The organism is Anaeromusa acidaminophila DSM 3853, assembly GCF_000374545.1.
GTDB classification, from domain to species: Bacteria; Bacillota; Negativicutes; order Anaeromusales; family Anaeromusaceae; genus Anaeromusa; species Anaeromusa acidaminophila.
The window spans coordinates 53,201-67,353 of sequence record NZ_KB894583.1 but is presented as its reverse complement, the minus strand read 5'-3'; the positions used below and the strand labels follow the sequence as shown (position 1 = coordinate 67,353).

Annotated in this window: 16 protein-coding genes and 1 riboswitch; of the genes, 1 reads left to right on the top strand and 15 read right to left on the bottom strand. The window is 50.1% G+C overall.

Annotated features, from left to right (window positions below; genetic code table 11):
- Positions 1-25: 25 nt before the first annotated feature.
- From C508_RS0102065 to nspC, 15 genes are all read right to left on the bottom strand, one after another.
- Positions 26-1,378, bottom strand: coding sequence for an MATE family efflux transporter (locus C508_RS0102065; RefSeq protein ID WP_018701874.1), 1,353 nt, complete (start codon positions 1,376-1,378; stop codon positions 26-28).
- On the bottom strand, positions 1,375-1,851 hold the full coding sequence (locus C508_RS0102060) for an acyl-CoA thioesterase (protein WP_018701873.1): 477 nt from the start codon (positions 1,849-1,851) through the stop codon (positions 1,375-1,377). The genes C508_RS0102065 and C508_RS0102060 overlap by 4 nt, the downstream gene beginning before the upstream one ends.
- Positions 1,852-1,872: 21 nt before the next feature.
- Entirely contained in the window at positions 1,873-2,127 is a 255-nt protein-coding gene (locus C508_RS0102055) for a hypothetical protein (protein WP_018701872.1), read from the bottom strand.
- Between the two features lie 120 nt (positions 2,128-2,247).
- Positions 2,248-3,177: a hypothetical protein gene (locus C508_RS0102050; protein WP_018701871.1), complete on the bottom strand. Its 930-nt coding sequence runs from the start codon at positions 3,175-3,177 to the stop codon at positions 2,248-2,250.
- Positions 3,174-3,746 (bottom strand): RNA polymerase sigma factor, encoded by a 573-nt coding sequence (locus C508_RS17605; protein ID WP_018701870.1) that lies wholly within the window; start codon positions 3,744-3,746, stop codon positions 3,174-3,176. The genes C508_RS0102050 and C508_RS17605 overlap by 4 nt, the downstream gene beginning before the upstream one ends.
- 100 nt (positions 3,747-3,846) lie before the next feature.
- Complete coding sequence (locus C508_RS0102040; protein ID WP_018701869.1) at positions 3,847-4,575, bottom strand: 2-phosphosulfolactate phosphatase; 729 nt, start codon at positions 4,573-4,575, stop codon at positions 3,847-3,849.
- Positions 4,576-4,621: 46 nt separating this feature from the next.
- Positions 4,622-5,830 carry an SEC-C metal-binding domain-containing protein gene (locus tag C508_RS20780; RefSeq protein WP_018701868.1) on the bottom strand — a complete coding sequence of 403 codons (1,209 nt, stop codon included), beginning with the start codon at positions 5,828-5,830 and terminating at the stop codon, positions 4,622-4,624.
- 228 nt (positions 5,831-6,058) lie between these two features.
- A complete protein-coding gene (locus C508_RS17600) occupies positions 6,059-6,241 on the bottom strand; it encodes a hypothetical protein (protein ID WP_018701867.1) in 183 nt (60 codons plus the stop codon).
- A 93-nt stretch (positions 6,242-6,334) separates the two neighbouring features.
- Positions 6,335-6,421, bottom strand: a riboswitch (cyclic di-GMP riboswitch).
- A gap of 112 nt (positions 6,422-6,533) precedes the next feature.
- Positions 6,534-7,403, bottom strand: coding sequence for a DMT family transporter (locus C508_RS0102025; RefSeq protein WP_018701866.1), 870 nt, complete (start codon positions 7,401-7,403; stop codon positions 6,534-6,536).
- Positions 7,404-7,442: 39 nt separating this feature from the next.
- Positions 7,443-8,246, bottom strand: coding sequence for a helix-turn-helix domain-containing protein (locus C508_RS19285; protein ID WP_018701865.1), 804 nt, complete (start codon positions 8,244-8,246; stop codon positions 7,443-7,445).
- A gap of 127 nt (positions 8,247-8,373) precedes the next feature.
- Positions 8,374-8,676, bottom strand: coding sequence for a DUF6506 family protein (locus tag C508_RS0102015; protein WP_018701864.1), 303 nt, complete (start codon positions 8,674-8,676; stop codon positions 8,374-8,376).
- 94 nt (positions 8,677-8,770) lie between these two features.
- Positions 8,771-9,406 carry a YigZ family protein gene (locus C508_RS0102010; RefSeq protein ID WP_018701863.1) on the bottom strand — a complete coding sequence of 212 codons (636 nt, stop codon included), beginning with the start codon at positions 9,404-9,406 and terminating at the stop codon, positions 8,771-8,773.
- A gap of 8 nt (positions 9,407-9,414) precedes the next feature.
- Positions 9,415-10,026, bottom strand: a complete 612-nt coding sequence (locus C508_RS0102005; RefSeq protein WP_018701862.1) for a peptidylprolyl isomerase — start codon at positions 10,024-10,026, stop codon at positions 9,415-9,417.
- A gap of 540 nt (positions 10,027-10,566) precedes the next feature.
- The gene (locus C508_RS0101995) at positions 10,567-11,829 is read right to left on the bottom strand and encodes a saccharopine dehydrogenase family protein (RefSeq protein WP_018701860.1); all 1,263 of its coding nucleotides are present in this window, start codon (positions 11,827-11,829) and stop codon (positions 10,567-10,569) included.
- 30 nt (positions 11,830-11,859) lie between these two features.
- Entirely contained in the window at positions 11,860-12,963 is a 1,104-nt protein-coding gene (gene nspC / locus C508_RS0101990) for a carboxynorspermidine decarboxylase (RefSeq protein ID WP_018701859.1), read from the bottom strand.
- A 301-nt stretch (positions 12,964-13,264) separates the two neighbouring features.
- Here nspC and C508_RS0101985 point away from each other — a divergent pair, with 301 nt between their 5' ends.
- Positions 13,265-14,092, top strand: coding sequence for an RMD1 family protein (locus C508_RS0101985; RefSeq protein WP_018701858.1), 828 nt, complete (start codon positions 13,265-13,267; stop codon positions 14,090-14,092).
- Positions 14,093-14,153: the final 61 nt, after the last annotated feature.

Below are 14,153 nucleotides of genomic sequence, written 5' to 3'. Positions count from 1 at the left end.
CTCACTCCCCCTTGCATCAGCTTGACTATTCCCCCAAAACTGCCTTCTTTTTTTGCAGTTGCCGCAGCCGCAAGGCCAACGCCACCGCTCCGGCCGCCAAACCTAGAATAAAGCCAACCCAGTAGCCAAATGGCCCCCAAGACATCTTCGATAACCAAATTCCTACTGGCAACGCAATCCCCCAGTAGGAAATCAACGCCACTACAAAAGGAGCTGCCATATCTTTGTACCCGCGCAAAATCCCCTGAATCGGCGCCGCTACCGCATCGGAAAGCTGAAAAAACGCCGCGTACAGCAAAAATTCGCGCGTTAATTGCAGCACGCTCTCGTCCTGCGTGTACAAAGCGGCCACTTGTTCATTGCCAAGCCAAAGCCCTAGCGCGCAAAGCAACGCGGCCGCCAACGCCACCGCGATACCCATCAGGCCATACTGCTTAGCGTCAATCCAGCGTTTCGCCCCCGCCTCAAAACCGACAACGATCGTCAGAGCCATACTCATACTCAAAGGCAGCATGTACACCAAACCGGCAAAATTAATAGCCGCTTGATGCGCGGCAATGGTTAGCGTGCCAAACGACGCCATAAGCACGGCGACAACGCCGAAAATACTAGTTTCAAAAAAGATAGCCGTTCCCAGGGGAATCCCCAAACGCAGCTGTTCCTTCCACATCTTTAGCGACGGCGCCTGCCATTGGGCAAAAATTCCGTATAGAGAAAACGGCGGCAGCCGACGCACTACCCAGACAGCCACTAAAAAAATAAGCCAATACGTAGCCGCCGAAGCATAACCAGCTCCAACGCCGCCCAATTTCGGGAAGCCAAAATTCCCAAAAATCAAAGCATAATTTAAAGCAATATTAAATGGCAATGCTCCCAGGGTCACCAACATCGTAATTCTCGTATACCCTAGCGCATCAATAAACGAGCGTAACACCGTCCCCATAAACAACGGCGCCATCCCCAGCGAAATCGCAGCTAAAAAATCAAAGGCAATCCGTTCTACTGCCGCTTCCAGCCCCATCGACTGCAATACCGCCGGTAGAATCAGCCCCCCTGCCAGCAGCGTCAAAGCAGCCAACATCACTGCTACATACAACCCCTGGATAATAACCGCCGGCATGTCCTGGGGCCGTCTAGCGCCGTGCAGTTGCGCCACCATGGGCATAACTGCCATCAGCACACCTGTAAGCCCTGTATAAACAGGAAGCCATAAGTTGCTGCCAATAGCCACGCCAGCCAAGTCTTGCCGACTGGCGTGACCCGACATCGTTGTATCAAAAAAATTCATCGCACTCAAAGAAATCTGGGTAATTAGCACCGGCAGCATGACTGACAGCAATTGCCGCAGCTTTTGCTTCCAGGTAAAGGTTTGTTTCATCCTTTTTTCTTTTTCCTCGCCTTATACTCTTCATAGCGGCGTTTTCCTTCGCCAAAAGCCGCCTCTTCTTCGGGCGTCTCCAAAATCAGCTCCGGCACCATATTAGGCCGAGCCTTCTTGTCCAAGGAAACCATTGTAAAGTAAGCGGAGAGCGCCTTCTTGCGGCCCTCGCACTCCAAGTCTTCGACTTCCACATTGACCGCAACTTCCATCGAAGATTTGCCGGCAAAAACAACTTGCGCCGTACAAATCACCAAATCGCCAATGAAAATCGGCAGGTGAAACTCGAGCTCATCCACACGGGCCGTCACCACATTAGAACGGGCATAACGCCTGGCGGCGGCATACGCCGTGGAGTCCATCAATTTCATAATCTCGCCGCCGTGAATATTACCGGCTACATTAGCCTGACTAGGCATCATTACTTCACTGATCACCAACTGCGATTCACTGGATGTTTTCTTGCTGCTCATAAACTGCCTCCTCTAATCCCTTTATTTTGCGCCTGCGGACTGATGCTGCCTAATTATTTCTGCCGCCGCCTGCTGCGCTTCTTCCAAGGTCGCATAGGTCACTTGACCGCTGGCTTTCCAATAGGAATAATACTCCCAACCGCCTTGCTCCTTAACTTCAACGGTAAAGCGCCCTTCTTCGTGCCGCTCCAAAATGACGCTATATCCCGCTTCCTCGCCAACCCACTCCCGTTTGATAATACCCCAGTCAACGGTCTCTTGATAACGGTAGTCCATAGTCGCCGCCTCCTTTTTTGCATTAACCGTAAAGAACGCTTGTCATATATTTCGCCATACGCCTGCAAATGCCTTCCCTGGCGATCTGTATTTAACGTGAGCTTTACACGATCCCGAAGCTCACTTCTCAGCTCCCGGTCCTACTAAGGCCGCAGCAATTTTGCGCAGTTCCGCTTCACCGCCCTGTCCTTCCAACACCAACACGCGCTCTTCACGAAATAACACCAGGCGATTCCCTCCCAAGACAGAGGCCGCTCGCTGCAGCGCTTCCTTTTCTTGCAGCCGTTCCGGCCGCCACTGTGTCACGGCTACTTCTTGCGGCGTGTCTTGGCGGTATACATGACGCCATATGGTGTTCCGCCCGTCATGCCAAACTACATCTGCCGCTTCTCCAGGCAACACCAATGGCTCCAGCCCTTCAAACAGCCGTACAGCCCGCATTTCATAAAGTTTAGCGCGCCGTGACGACACTAATGGTTCCGCCCGAGCCATCAAGACTTCACCGCTATCGGGAGCAGCCTGTTCGGCAACCTCTGCCGCAGCCGCGAGAATCGGCGCTGCCGACATTACAGCCGCTTCTTCTCTTGCTTTGGGGATAGATTCCTGCACAGGCTCCGCTTTCCGTTCTACCATCACATCTTTGTCGCGCAACGGCGCTAACGCCACAGGAGTCGCTGCTTGCTGGGCCTCTTCCGGCGCAACCGCCACCGGCAAAGGCGAGGAAGGAAGCAATTGCAACGCCAGCAGCACCGATGCCGCCAAGCCCAGCGCGCCCGCATACAACCAACTCCGCTTCCTTGGCGGCAACAATCCGGTCTTCTCTGGCAAAGAATCCTCCGGCAACGAAGCTTGCGCTTCCAAACGTTCCAGCGTTTCTTGCAACAACTGCGGAGGGGGTTCAACGCTTTGCCGCACCCAGCACGCCGTCTCTAAAAAGCCCGCCAAATCCTCTGATTCCTGCAGCTTTTCTTCTCCGGCATTTAGACGATCCAACGCCGCAGATAATGCTTCTTGTTTCTTCTCAGCATCTTGTTCTAGCTGCCGGTTCATTTCCTCACCCCCTCAGAATTTAAAAATCCTCTCGCCGCCAACCGCTTCCGCACCTGCTCCAATGCTCGCAGCTGCAGCATCTTAACGGCTCCTTCGGACTTCCCCAGCGCCGCCGCCGTGTCCTTAACCGAAACTCCTGCCAGCAACCTCCACTCTAAGGTCTGTCGCTGTTCCAGCGGCAGCTCCCCCATCACTTCTTGTAAAACTCTTTGCCTCTCTTGCCTTAAAGTCCAAGCTTCCGGCCCCTCTTCAACCGCTAACTGGCGCTCGCATTCTTCCAGCTCTAGCACCACCGGCTTGCGGCCATTCTTACGCCAATGATCCACCACTAAGTTACCTGCGATCCGGTACAAAAAGGTTTTGAACGAAGCTCCATTCTGCCGATATTGAGGCAAAGCGCGGACAAGACGCAGCCAGGTTTCCTGCGACAACTCTTTGGCTTCCTCCATATCGCCCAACTTGTAGGCCAAATAACGATATAAAGGCTGCCAGTGCAGCGCCACTAAAGCGTTCACCGCCTCACGGTCTCCCGCCTGTGCCTTATCAATCAAAATCGCTTCTTCCTGCACTAGCTCACCTCCTTCTATGTATAGCAAAAAAGCTGTCCAGGCAGTTGTATGCGGACAGCCCTTTGCTATTTCATTGTTCAAATCCAAAAATCAGCTTGTACTAGTTTCCAGACCCTATACAGCGTATCACGCCGTCACGGTATTCCGGCACTACCGGAACTGCATCAATTTCAAAGCAACGACGTACATCCTCCATGCGGTTAATATCCTGCAGCCGCTGACCGTTGCGGCTAACAACCGCTGTTTCCAAAAGACAAGCCGCCGCGCCTGCGTATAACATCATGGCCGCTCGAGCTGCATCAGTCAGCTCCGCCTCCGGCTGCAGTTGGGCTAAACGCTGCAACAGCAGGCCGGCGCATAAGGAATCTTCCAAAGAAAACAACCCATCCGTCCCGGCGCAAACCACAAGTACATCCTTGCCGGCTTGTGCAGCCTCCTCGCAAACCGCCGAGGCATTTAGAAAAGAGCCGATCAGCGTCCGGTACGCGCCATCCGTCGATTTAATAGCCACAGTACCATTACTCGTCGTAGCTACAACAACACGTCCGTTTACAACTTCCGCTGCATAATCAAAAGGAGAATTCCCCAGCTCACAGCCTTCCAAACGCAGCGACTGCCGCTCGCCGGCTAAAAGAACCGGTTCCTTCTGCTCTTTCGCCACCTGCCGGGCGTCTTCCAAGGAAAGAACCGGAATAATCGCTTTACAGCCATTTTTCATGCCTGTAGTCATACAAGTCGTCGCCCTGAAAATATCCAGCACAATACAGAGCGTCTCCTTCAAATCCATCCCCTGTACTTCTGCTGGCCGAAAACACACATCCAGTTTCATCCTAGTTCCTCCGCCAGTTTCCTCTTTTGAGGTTTTCACTTGTTCCTTAGTTTGCGCCGCAGCACTTTTTATATTTCTTGCCGCTGCCGCAAGGGCATAATTCGTTTCTTCCAATTTTATTGGTATTCACAACAGGCTGCTTCTTCTTGATCAGCTCCAAGTGAGGATCTTCAACTCCTTGAAGACGCAATTCCTGCGGAGCATGGCCTTTCAGCACCCACAACGGCGTTTCGTTATGCAGGGAAATCAATGCTTTTGTAAGCCCCTGTACGACTTCCATGTTAGGAAATTCCAAGGCTTCGCCCAGTTCCTGCAGTAACAAGGACACATCTTTGTCGTTGCGAATCATTTCTACACTATATGCGGCCAATTCTCGGGCCACTTGCCGATCCAACTCCCAATTGCTCTGAAATACTTCCAGCAGCTCTTGGAACGCCGGATAGTCTTCCACAAAGTCCGCTTTCCCCGCCGCATACAATTGCTCATACGAAAAAGTCGCAAAAGGCAAAGAACTACGCAATTCCTGCTCTTGTCGAACCGATTCCACGTCATCAACGCGCCAGTCCCACCATAAACCTTCTCCGCAAGCAATATCGCCGTCACTATATAAACGGTACCAGGATAAAACTCCCAATACTTCTTCTTCCACTACTTCCTTGCCTGTAAGAGCCTCTAAAAACGTCTTTATTTCTTCTGTTGATAATACGCCGTAGTAATGAAGCAAACCGGTTGTCAAACGGGTCCATTGCTCATTGCGGGCGGCAACCTGCCCCAAGCCTTCCTGATCAAAACGCGCAAACAGCTCCGCAAACTCCTGCGGCAAAAATACCGCTTTCCCCGCAGGAAACGTCCCGCGAAATACCCAGCCAACCGTTTCCAACTCCCGCCAAAGAGGCTCCTCTTCCTCTCCAACGACATGCAAGCCGCCGGCAGCAATCGTCTTCTTCAGCCATTGGTATTGCACCAAGTCTAACAGTTGAAACAGCGCGGGCGCCCGCAACAGCAAAGCCTCCGCCAAAACAGGCACCAGTTCCTGCTTTTTCAGCGAGCTAACGCCTGAAAGGCCCATATTTTGACGAAGCAAAGTAAGCTCCGGCATGGTGTTGGCTGACAGTGCTTCGGCCAGTCCCGGTCTTTCGCTATACGTATGACGCCAACGTTTTTCTTCTTGCTTGGCCTCTTCCTGCTCCGCCTTTTTAGCCTCTTCCTCTTGCAAGCCCAACTGCGCTTCGCTTTCCTTTGCTGTTTCTTTCATTATTCTCCTTCTTTCCTTTCAATTCTGGGATTAAATATATAACAGCCTTCTTGTCTTACAAAGGCCTGTTCTTTTTATAAGCATAGATGATTTCCCGATTCTTGTCTACTCTTGAAGGCTCTCTCCGGCAAATCTCCTTATACAGCATCCTGTAAAAATCCTGATGAATCTATAAAAAAATACAGCAAGCCTTTTTCATAAGACTTGCTGTATCACCCTGTAGTTCATTTAACAACACGCCGTAGCGGAAGCTTGTACATACAAATGTACAATCCCCCATTTTCTAAGCGTAGCTATTTGAGAATCCGACAAACACACGCCTTTATCCAGCAAGATCATCCCCTGTGAAGAAACAACTTCTTTCGCCAGCACCATACCGCTTTCCACTTCGGCCACCGTGATCTTTTTCATGTTCCCTCTCCTTTCTCACAAAAATCAGCCGTAATGCTAAAAATAAAAACTGCATCAACCAAGGTTGTTGCAGTTTACGTACGCTTCACAAAAAGCAGCAACCTGGCAATCCTAGACTTTTCAGCCCTTAGACCCACGGCTTTGCGTCCTTGCTTTTCAGCAAGTTTGCCCAATTTGTAATTTTTTGTATTTACAATTCTATTTTACACAATTTTTTTATATATTACAAGTTATCTTAGTACTTTTTTCCCTTATTTTTACACATTTCAAACATGACTATAGTCCATTCCTCTCATGCAAAACGTTCTCCTAACACACTAATCAGCACTCCGCCAACAATCAAAACCGCTCCCAGCAAAAAGCTAAAACTGAGTGATTCGTTCAAGAACATCCAGCCCAAGAGCGCTGCCGTCATAGGCTGCAAGGGATAAAATAAGGCGCAGCGTCCCGCTTCTAATAGGGACAAACTTTGATTCCAAAGCACATGAGGCAGCGCCGTACAAATCAAACCAAGATAGAGCAAGGCGGGTGCAAGGGCCCAATCCCAGTGCGTTTCCGTCTGAGACAGCTCATACAAGCTGGCAGGCAACGCACACGCCAAGGCAATCCAAATTCCATACGCCGTCACAACAACCGGATTGTATTTCCTAGTAATTTTGCGCACCAACACGCTCATCAAGGACCAGCACAAAACAGAGGCCATCGACGCCATGGCCCCCGCCAATTGACCTTCTCCGGCAGCGCCGCCTACCACGATGTAAATGCCCGCCATCGCAGCAGCTACCGCCACCAGCTGATACGCCCGTATTTTTTCTTGCAAAAAGATAAGGGCCAAGACTAAAATACAAACCGGATTCAGAGCGTTCACTAAAGCCGCCAAGGACGCATTCGCTAATTGAATTCCCCATAGCTGCGCCGCAATCGACACGAAATACCCCACAAAGCCAATAAAGAAAATGTACTTATAATCGGCACGCTCAATACGTTCAAAACCAACTTTGCGCACAACAAAAAACAACGCTACCCCGGCTATGAGGTAGCGCATAAACAAGGTCGTCACTACCGGCAATTGCGCCAGCACTACTTTGCTAACAACATACAAGCTGCCCCATGCGCATACCGTCAGCGTTAAATACCAATACGCTTTTTCCTTATCCAACAAACGAAAGCCCCCTAAAAAGCTATGCCCTTTCGTTATCTTTCATACGCCTGCTTTGCGCCGTGAAAAGTAAAAATGGGCTTGAAAATTTTCGAGCGATAAATACGCTTGCGGCGTCTCGCCTACAAGCCTTTTAAATTCTTTGCTGAAATGAGCCTGGTCATAGTATCCTCCAGCCAAAGCCAGCGGCAAATATGCGTGCGTCCTTCCCAGCATTAAGGAGCGCAGCGTTCGCTCAAACCGCGCCAGTCTCTGAAATACCTTTGGCGTTACGCCAACCCCCTCTTTAAATTTACGCAACAAGGTTCTTTCACTGCTAAACACTAAGGAAGGCAGCCTATCCAAGGGAGTTCCGGCGTAAATTCGTCGCACCGCCTCATCCAACCAGTCATCCGGTTTCCGATACTGGTCTAGCAATGCTAAAAGTCCGCCTTCTACTGCCGCCACACGTTCCGGCATATCCGCCGCCTCTATCGCTTGCCGCAGCCAAGCCGTCCGTCCTACTTTCCATATCTGTGACGTTTCGCTAATTTGATCTGCAAATAGCTCTACGGACTCACCACAAAAATGCCGGAAAGCCCCTGCCCGAAAACGCACAGCCAAAAAGCCGGTTGAACCGCGCACTGCATTTTTCCAGCTTTTACTTCGCGGCGTCACAACATACGCTCGAGGCAGAGAAAATTCTTGTTCCGAAGTGCGCGCCCGCCAAGGGGTTCCAAAATGAAGCATCAACTCATGGCCGGTACCAGGCAAGCGCCGCGGCGCAGAAGGCTCTTCGGTCCAGCACCAATAGCGATCAATAAACGGCTGCAGCGCCGAACAAGGCGCAATTTCATTGCAACGCATGGTCTTATCCTTTCTGTTGCTACACGCCCCAGCATGATAACAAGCACAGTTTCTCTTATTATAACAAAGAAGTTACCTCCTCGCTGCACGAAGAGGTAACTTCATCTTGTACTCGTTTCAAGAGTTCTTAAAACAGTTCATCCCCGCTGCGATGTCCTAAGCCTGGATGCTTGTCGAAGCGCACAACGCCGACGGCAATCTCGGGACCTACGGCTTTTTGCACCAGAGCCACGCCCTCGCTGCCAAAGCCGCCGCAAAGCTCAATAGCCCCAATCCCCTGCGTTTTCAGCTCCTGAGCCGCCGCTACGGCCGCAGCATAGTCCGCCACTCCCACAACCGTCAGCTCCACCTGCGGTGTTTTGACCTGTGTCCGATGTTTTGACGCTTCCGCCTCCGGCTCCACGAATATAAATGCCGCTTTTAATGCCATGCCCGTTCCCTCCTAAGTAGTTGCCTTTTACTGACCAGCAACTTCACTTATATAGTACCTCGGAGCAACAGAGACGGCTTGTAAAAATCCGCCATTAAAGCTCAGTTTCGCAATATTCCTCGCCAGCTTCTTTGATACAGGCCGTTCCGCCGGACCAGTCGGCAATCCTAGAAAAAAAAGCTGTATCCTCCGGGCGGTGCAATACATATAGCGTCACCTGCTCCGCAAAGACCTTCTCTTTGATTGCATAGCCATCCCGGCCCAAATGATGCTCCAAAACCGACATTAAACCGTAGTCGCAAGAAACGGCGCTGCACGCATAGGGCTCGCAAGAAACAACGCCAGCCGCCGCTACGCCTTCGGAGGCGGCTTTTCCGTAGGCGCGGATCAGCCCGCCTGCGCCCAATTTAACGCCCCCAAAGTACCTCGTCACGACGAGCGCCGTATCAGTCAGGTTTTGTTTTTTCAGCACTTCCAGCATCGGTTTACCCGCCGTCCCCGTCGGTTCGCCGTCATCATCGGCTTTCTGCTGCTCGCTGTGCTTGCCAACGATGTACGCGGCGCAATTATGAGTAGCATCGGGATGCTTTTTCCGAATTTGCCGAATAAAGGCAACTGCTTCTTCCACCGTCTCCGCCCTAGAAGCGTAACCAATAAACAACGAACGGTTGATCTCAAACTGCGCTTCGCCATATCCTTTAACACATCGATACGACTGTAATGCACTCATAGCGTCCCTCAAGGAGCAACAATAGTGACTTTTTTCATAACCACATCGGTCTGCGGCCGATCTTGGGCGCCTGTTTTCACCTTGCCAATGGCTTTGACCACATCCAAGCCTTCTACTACCTTGCCAAAGATGGCATGCTTGCCATCCAGCCAAGGCGTGGCGTCCAGCGTGATAAAGAACTGAGAGCCGCCGGTGTTGGGACCGGCATTCGCCATGGATAAAATGCCCGCGCCGGTGTGTTTCAAGTCTTTATGAAATTCATCGGGAATCACATAGCCAGGGCCTCCGGTGCCGTTGCCCTTGGGATCGCCCCCTTGAATCATAAAGCCGTCAATCACGCGATGAAAAATCAGGCCGTTGTAAAATCCTTTATTTACCAAGGAAATAAAATTCTGAGCCGTCCGAGGCGCCTTATCTTCAAACAGTTCCACTTTAAAGGTTCCCATAGAAGTTTCAAAAACAGCCAAGCTGTTTTTCTTGTTCGAATCCGCCGGCGGCAAGGGTGTGTCTGCTTTTACAGGCTCCGTTTTTTCCGCCGTTTTGCTTCCAGGGCCAGCACAACCGGTCACCGCGGTTAAGCAAAATAGAAATGTCACAGCCAAAATCAACATCTTTTTCATTAATAAGAACCTCCATTTTGTTTTAGACTGAAAATGTCGAACAAGAGAACCAGAGTCGCGAGAGGGTCCGACGGAGGGTTATGGAATTTAACAGGAGTACGACGGTGCTGGAAGCAGGGGACGGTACGTGATGTACCTAATGCCGGATGCGCTAGGGATGGCATAGCATCCGGTCTCATCTAAAAACGCCATGGAAGGCATGGACCGACGTCTACTGCTTAAAGTGAGGGCACGACTGAGACTGCGGTGGCCGTGATTGTATTTGAGACTTTTTTGGAGCAAGACGGTCCGCAGGACGCAAAAACAGGAGACGACGGAAAAAAGTTCCGTATGTCTGAGCGCCAGCGAGTTCGCGGAACTGCCGGCGGCTCCTATTTTTGCGAGTCGCGCGGAAATCTTGTCTCAAATACAGTTATGCCGCCGTTTATTCCGCATAATCTTGAAAAATCCCTTCGCGTATTTCGCGGTTCGTTTTGTTAAGCCTGGTATATTTAAAGAAACCTCCCGCAGGTCTTGCGGGAGGTTTAATAATTCAGTAATTTAGTCGACGCTCTCCAGCGCGGCAATCGCCGGCGGTACAAAGGCCAACGGCTTTTCTTCCACTTCCGTAGGCAAGCCGATCTGATCCAACAGCTCAATAAAGGGCACCGGATCCAGTTCCTCCACATTGACCATATGTTTTACATCCCATTCGCCCCGGGCGACTAGAATAGCCGCAGCTGCAGCCGGTACGCCTGCGGTATAGCTGATAGCTTGAGCCTCTACCTCTTGGTAGCATTCCGCATGGTCGCAGGTATTGTAAATGAAAATTTCCCGCTTCTGACCGTCTTTCATGCCGCTGATAAAGTTACCGATACAGGTCTTGCCAGTATAACCAGGCGCCAGAGAAGACGGGTCCGGCAGAAGGGCCTTCAGCACCTTCAGCGGGACTACTTCCGTGCCATCCGGCAAACGCACCGGTTTTTCCGAAGTCATGCCGAGATTGGTCAACACGGAAAAGACGTTCAGATAATGGTCGCCAAAGCCCATCCAAAAACGAATCGAATTGGCGTCGATGTTCTTCGACAGCGAGTGCAATTCGTCATGGCCTGTAAGGTATACTGGGCAGCTTCCCACTACCGGGAAATCATAGTCCATGCGAATGGAATGAACTTTTTGCAGCTTCCACTGACGCTCATCCCAAGTCCAAACCTTTTTAAACTCCCGGAAATTGATCTCAGGATCAAAGTTCGTGGCAAAATACTTGCCATGGCTGCCGGCATTGACATCCAAAATATCAATGGTGTCAATGGTATCGAAATATTTTTGCTGCGCCAGAGCGCACCAGGCGTTAACCACGCCAGGATCAAAGCCTGCGCCCAAAATAGCGGTAACGCCTTTTTCCGCACAACGCTCTTTGCGCTTCCACTCATAATTTTCGTACCATGGCGGGTTTTCGCAAACCTTGTCCGGTTCTTCATGGATGGCTGTATCCATATATACAGCGCCTGTTTCGATGCACGCCTCCAACACGGACATATTGACATAGGATTGTCCCAAGTTGAGAACAATCTCCGATTTCGTGTCCTGAATCAAGGCGACCAGTGCCGGAATATCCAATGCGTCCACCGCGCGGGAATAGAGCTTTTTCGCAGTATCCTTCAAGTGGTTTTTACGCAGCACGCTTTCAATAATAGCGTCGCACTTGGACTGGGTCCGCGACGCAATACAAATATCGCCCAGCACATCATTGTGCATTGCACATTTATGAGCTGCCACATGAGCTACGCCGCCAGCACCGATGATCAAAACATTTTTTTTCATTTTTTCCTCCTTTTGCTTGTCAAAAACGTTCTAAGACAAAGCCGTTCTGAAATCCTCATAGCTAAAAGATCGCACGCATTCCAGCGTACCATCCAACCGTTTTACCACAATAGCCGGCATCTGCAGGCCGTTAAACCAGTTCTTCTTTACCATTGTATAGCCAGCTGCATCCATCAAACGAATTTCACTGCCGATTTCCAAATCCCGTTCAAAGTCAAAGGTTCCGAAAACATCGCCCGCTAGGCAAGAACGTCCCGCCACCATATAACGACGCTTTGCTTCTTGCGGCTGCTCCATTTTCCCTTCCAGACGATAAATCAAAAGATCCAGCATATGCGCCTCTACCGACGCATCTACAATGGCAATGTCCATTTCGTTATGAACGATATCCACTACGCTTGTTACCAATTCCGCACAGCCGGTAATCGAGCTTTCGCCTGGCTCCAAATAAATTTGCACGCCGTATTGAGCGGCAAATTCCTTCAACAAGGCCGCAAACTCTTCTACCGGATACCCTTCTTTGGTAAAATACAGACCGCCGCCCAGGCTGATCCACTGCAGCTGGTGCAAAAATTCCCCATAGGTTTCTCCCAAACGCTGCAATTGGTCTCGAAAGGATGCGACGCTGTCATTTTCGCAATTATAATGAAACATTAAGCCGCTCAAAAGCGGCAACCGTCGTCGAAGCTCCACCATATCCTGTACGCCCAAACGCGAATAGCGCCGCGCCGGATCCGCCAAGTCAAAACCGGATGTGCTAAAGCCCGGATTAACTCGCAAGCCCAGCTTGACCCCTTTAGTAACGTCATGGTAACGGTCCAGTTGGGAGAAGGAATTAAAAATCACCTTGTCCGCAAACGACGCGACTTCCGCAACATCTGACGCCGAGTAGCCGACGCAATAGGCATGAGTTTCCTTGCCGAATTTTTCATGCCCCAGGCGCGCTTCATACAAAGAACTGGACGTAGTACCGTCCATATACTGGCTCATCAAATCAAAAACAGACCAGGTGGCAAAGCATTTCAAAGCCAGCACCGACTTGGCTCCAGACAAATCCCGCACCTGTTTGATGATTTCCATATTGCGTTGTAGTTTTTTCTCATCAATCAAATAATAGGGAGTAGTTAGCTTCATCATCCTGTCTCCTATACTACGCGATTTCCGGGTATGACCGATAGAGTCTGCGCATAAAGTTTACATTCTTTTTACACTAAACCAGCATTATACACTGGTCTTTGCTTTACAAAAAGGAAAAAATAGGCTACGCTCAGACATAAAGAAAAGTCCCTCAGACAATGCAACGTCCAATGAACCTAACGGACGGCTGCTCCCTGTGGAACCATGAACAGTATTTTGAGTGTACTACAAATAGCATATTTTCGCAAACATTTTCGCATCGTCCAGCGATATTTCCGTGTTTTGGAGGATAAAATCTATGTATACTGAATTCAAAGCCATTGTAATAGGCAATGAGCTGCATTTAAACAAAATTGCGCCGCATTTCGGCATCCAGAGAAAATTTAAATGGGAAGATCCCTTGCTGCTTAAGCAGGACCAACTACAAGGGATTGTCAACGACAACGATCATAAAATGGTCTATCTTTTTCATTTTGGAAGCGTAGTTTGCGTCAATCTGCAGCATCATGAAATTCTGGATGTGATTCATTACTTAAAACGTCTGGAGCCAGAAATAGACATTTCGCAGAACTTCCCTTACGAGGATGATTATAAGCTTGAAGTCAACCCGGATGCAGACTTCTCTATCAATAACGATAGCCTCGTTGTCGCGGCCCAATACGACTACCATTTAGAAATCATCGCCACTATTTTAGCTAAATCCGTCTCTCTCGAAAAAAACGAAAATGAAGTTGACGCTTTATTGGATCGCATTGAAGCGGTCGTGAACAATCTCAGCCGCGGTGAACTGGGCATGACCGATAGCGGCTTAGCCCGCATGACTGCTAATATTTTGCGTTTTCGTTTAAATACCATTTCGTATATCATGCTTCTCGACAATCCGGATATTACCTGGGATAACGAAGCGGCGGCTTCGCTGCACAACGAACTGTCCACGCTCTTCGAGCTGAAAGAGCGTTATGAAAATCTTCGCCATAAAACGGAAACTCTCATGGACATCACCGAAGCTTTCTCTGGCTTGGTTCACGCCCGTCGGGGCACACGTCTGGAGTGGGCGATCATCATCCTCATTATGATTGAAATTGTCCTCTCCTTGTACAGCATGTTCATCAGCCCGCTGCACTAAGAAGGTACGAGGAGATTGAACAAGAGAACCGGAGTCGCGGGAGGGTACGCTGGAGGATTAC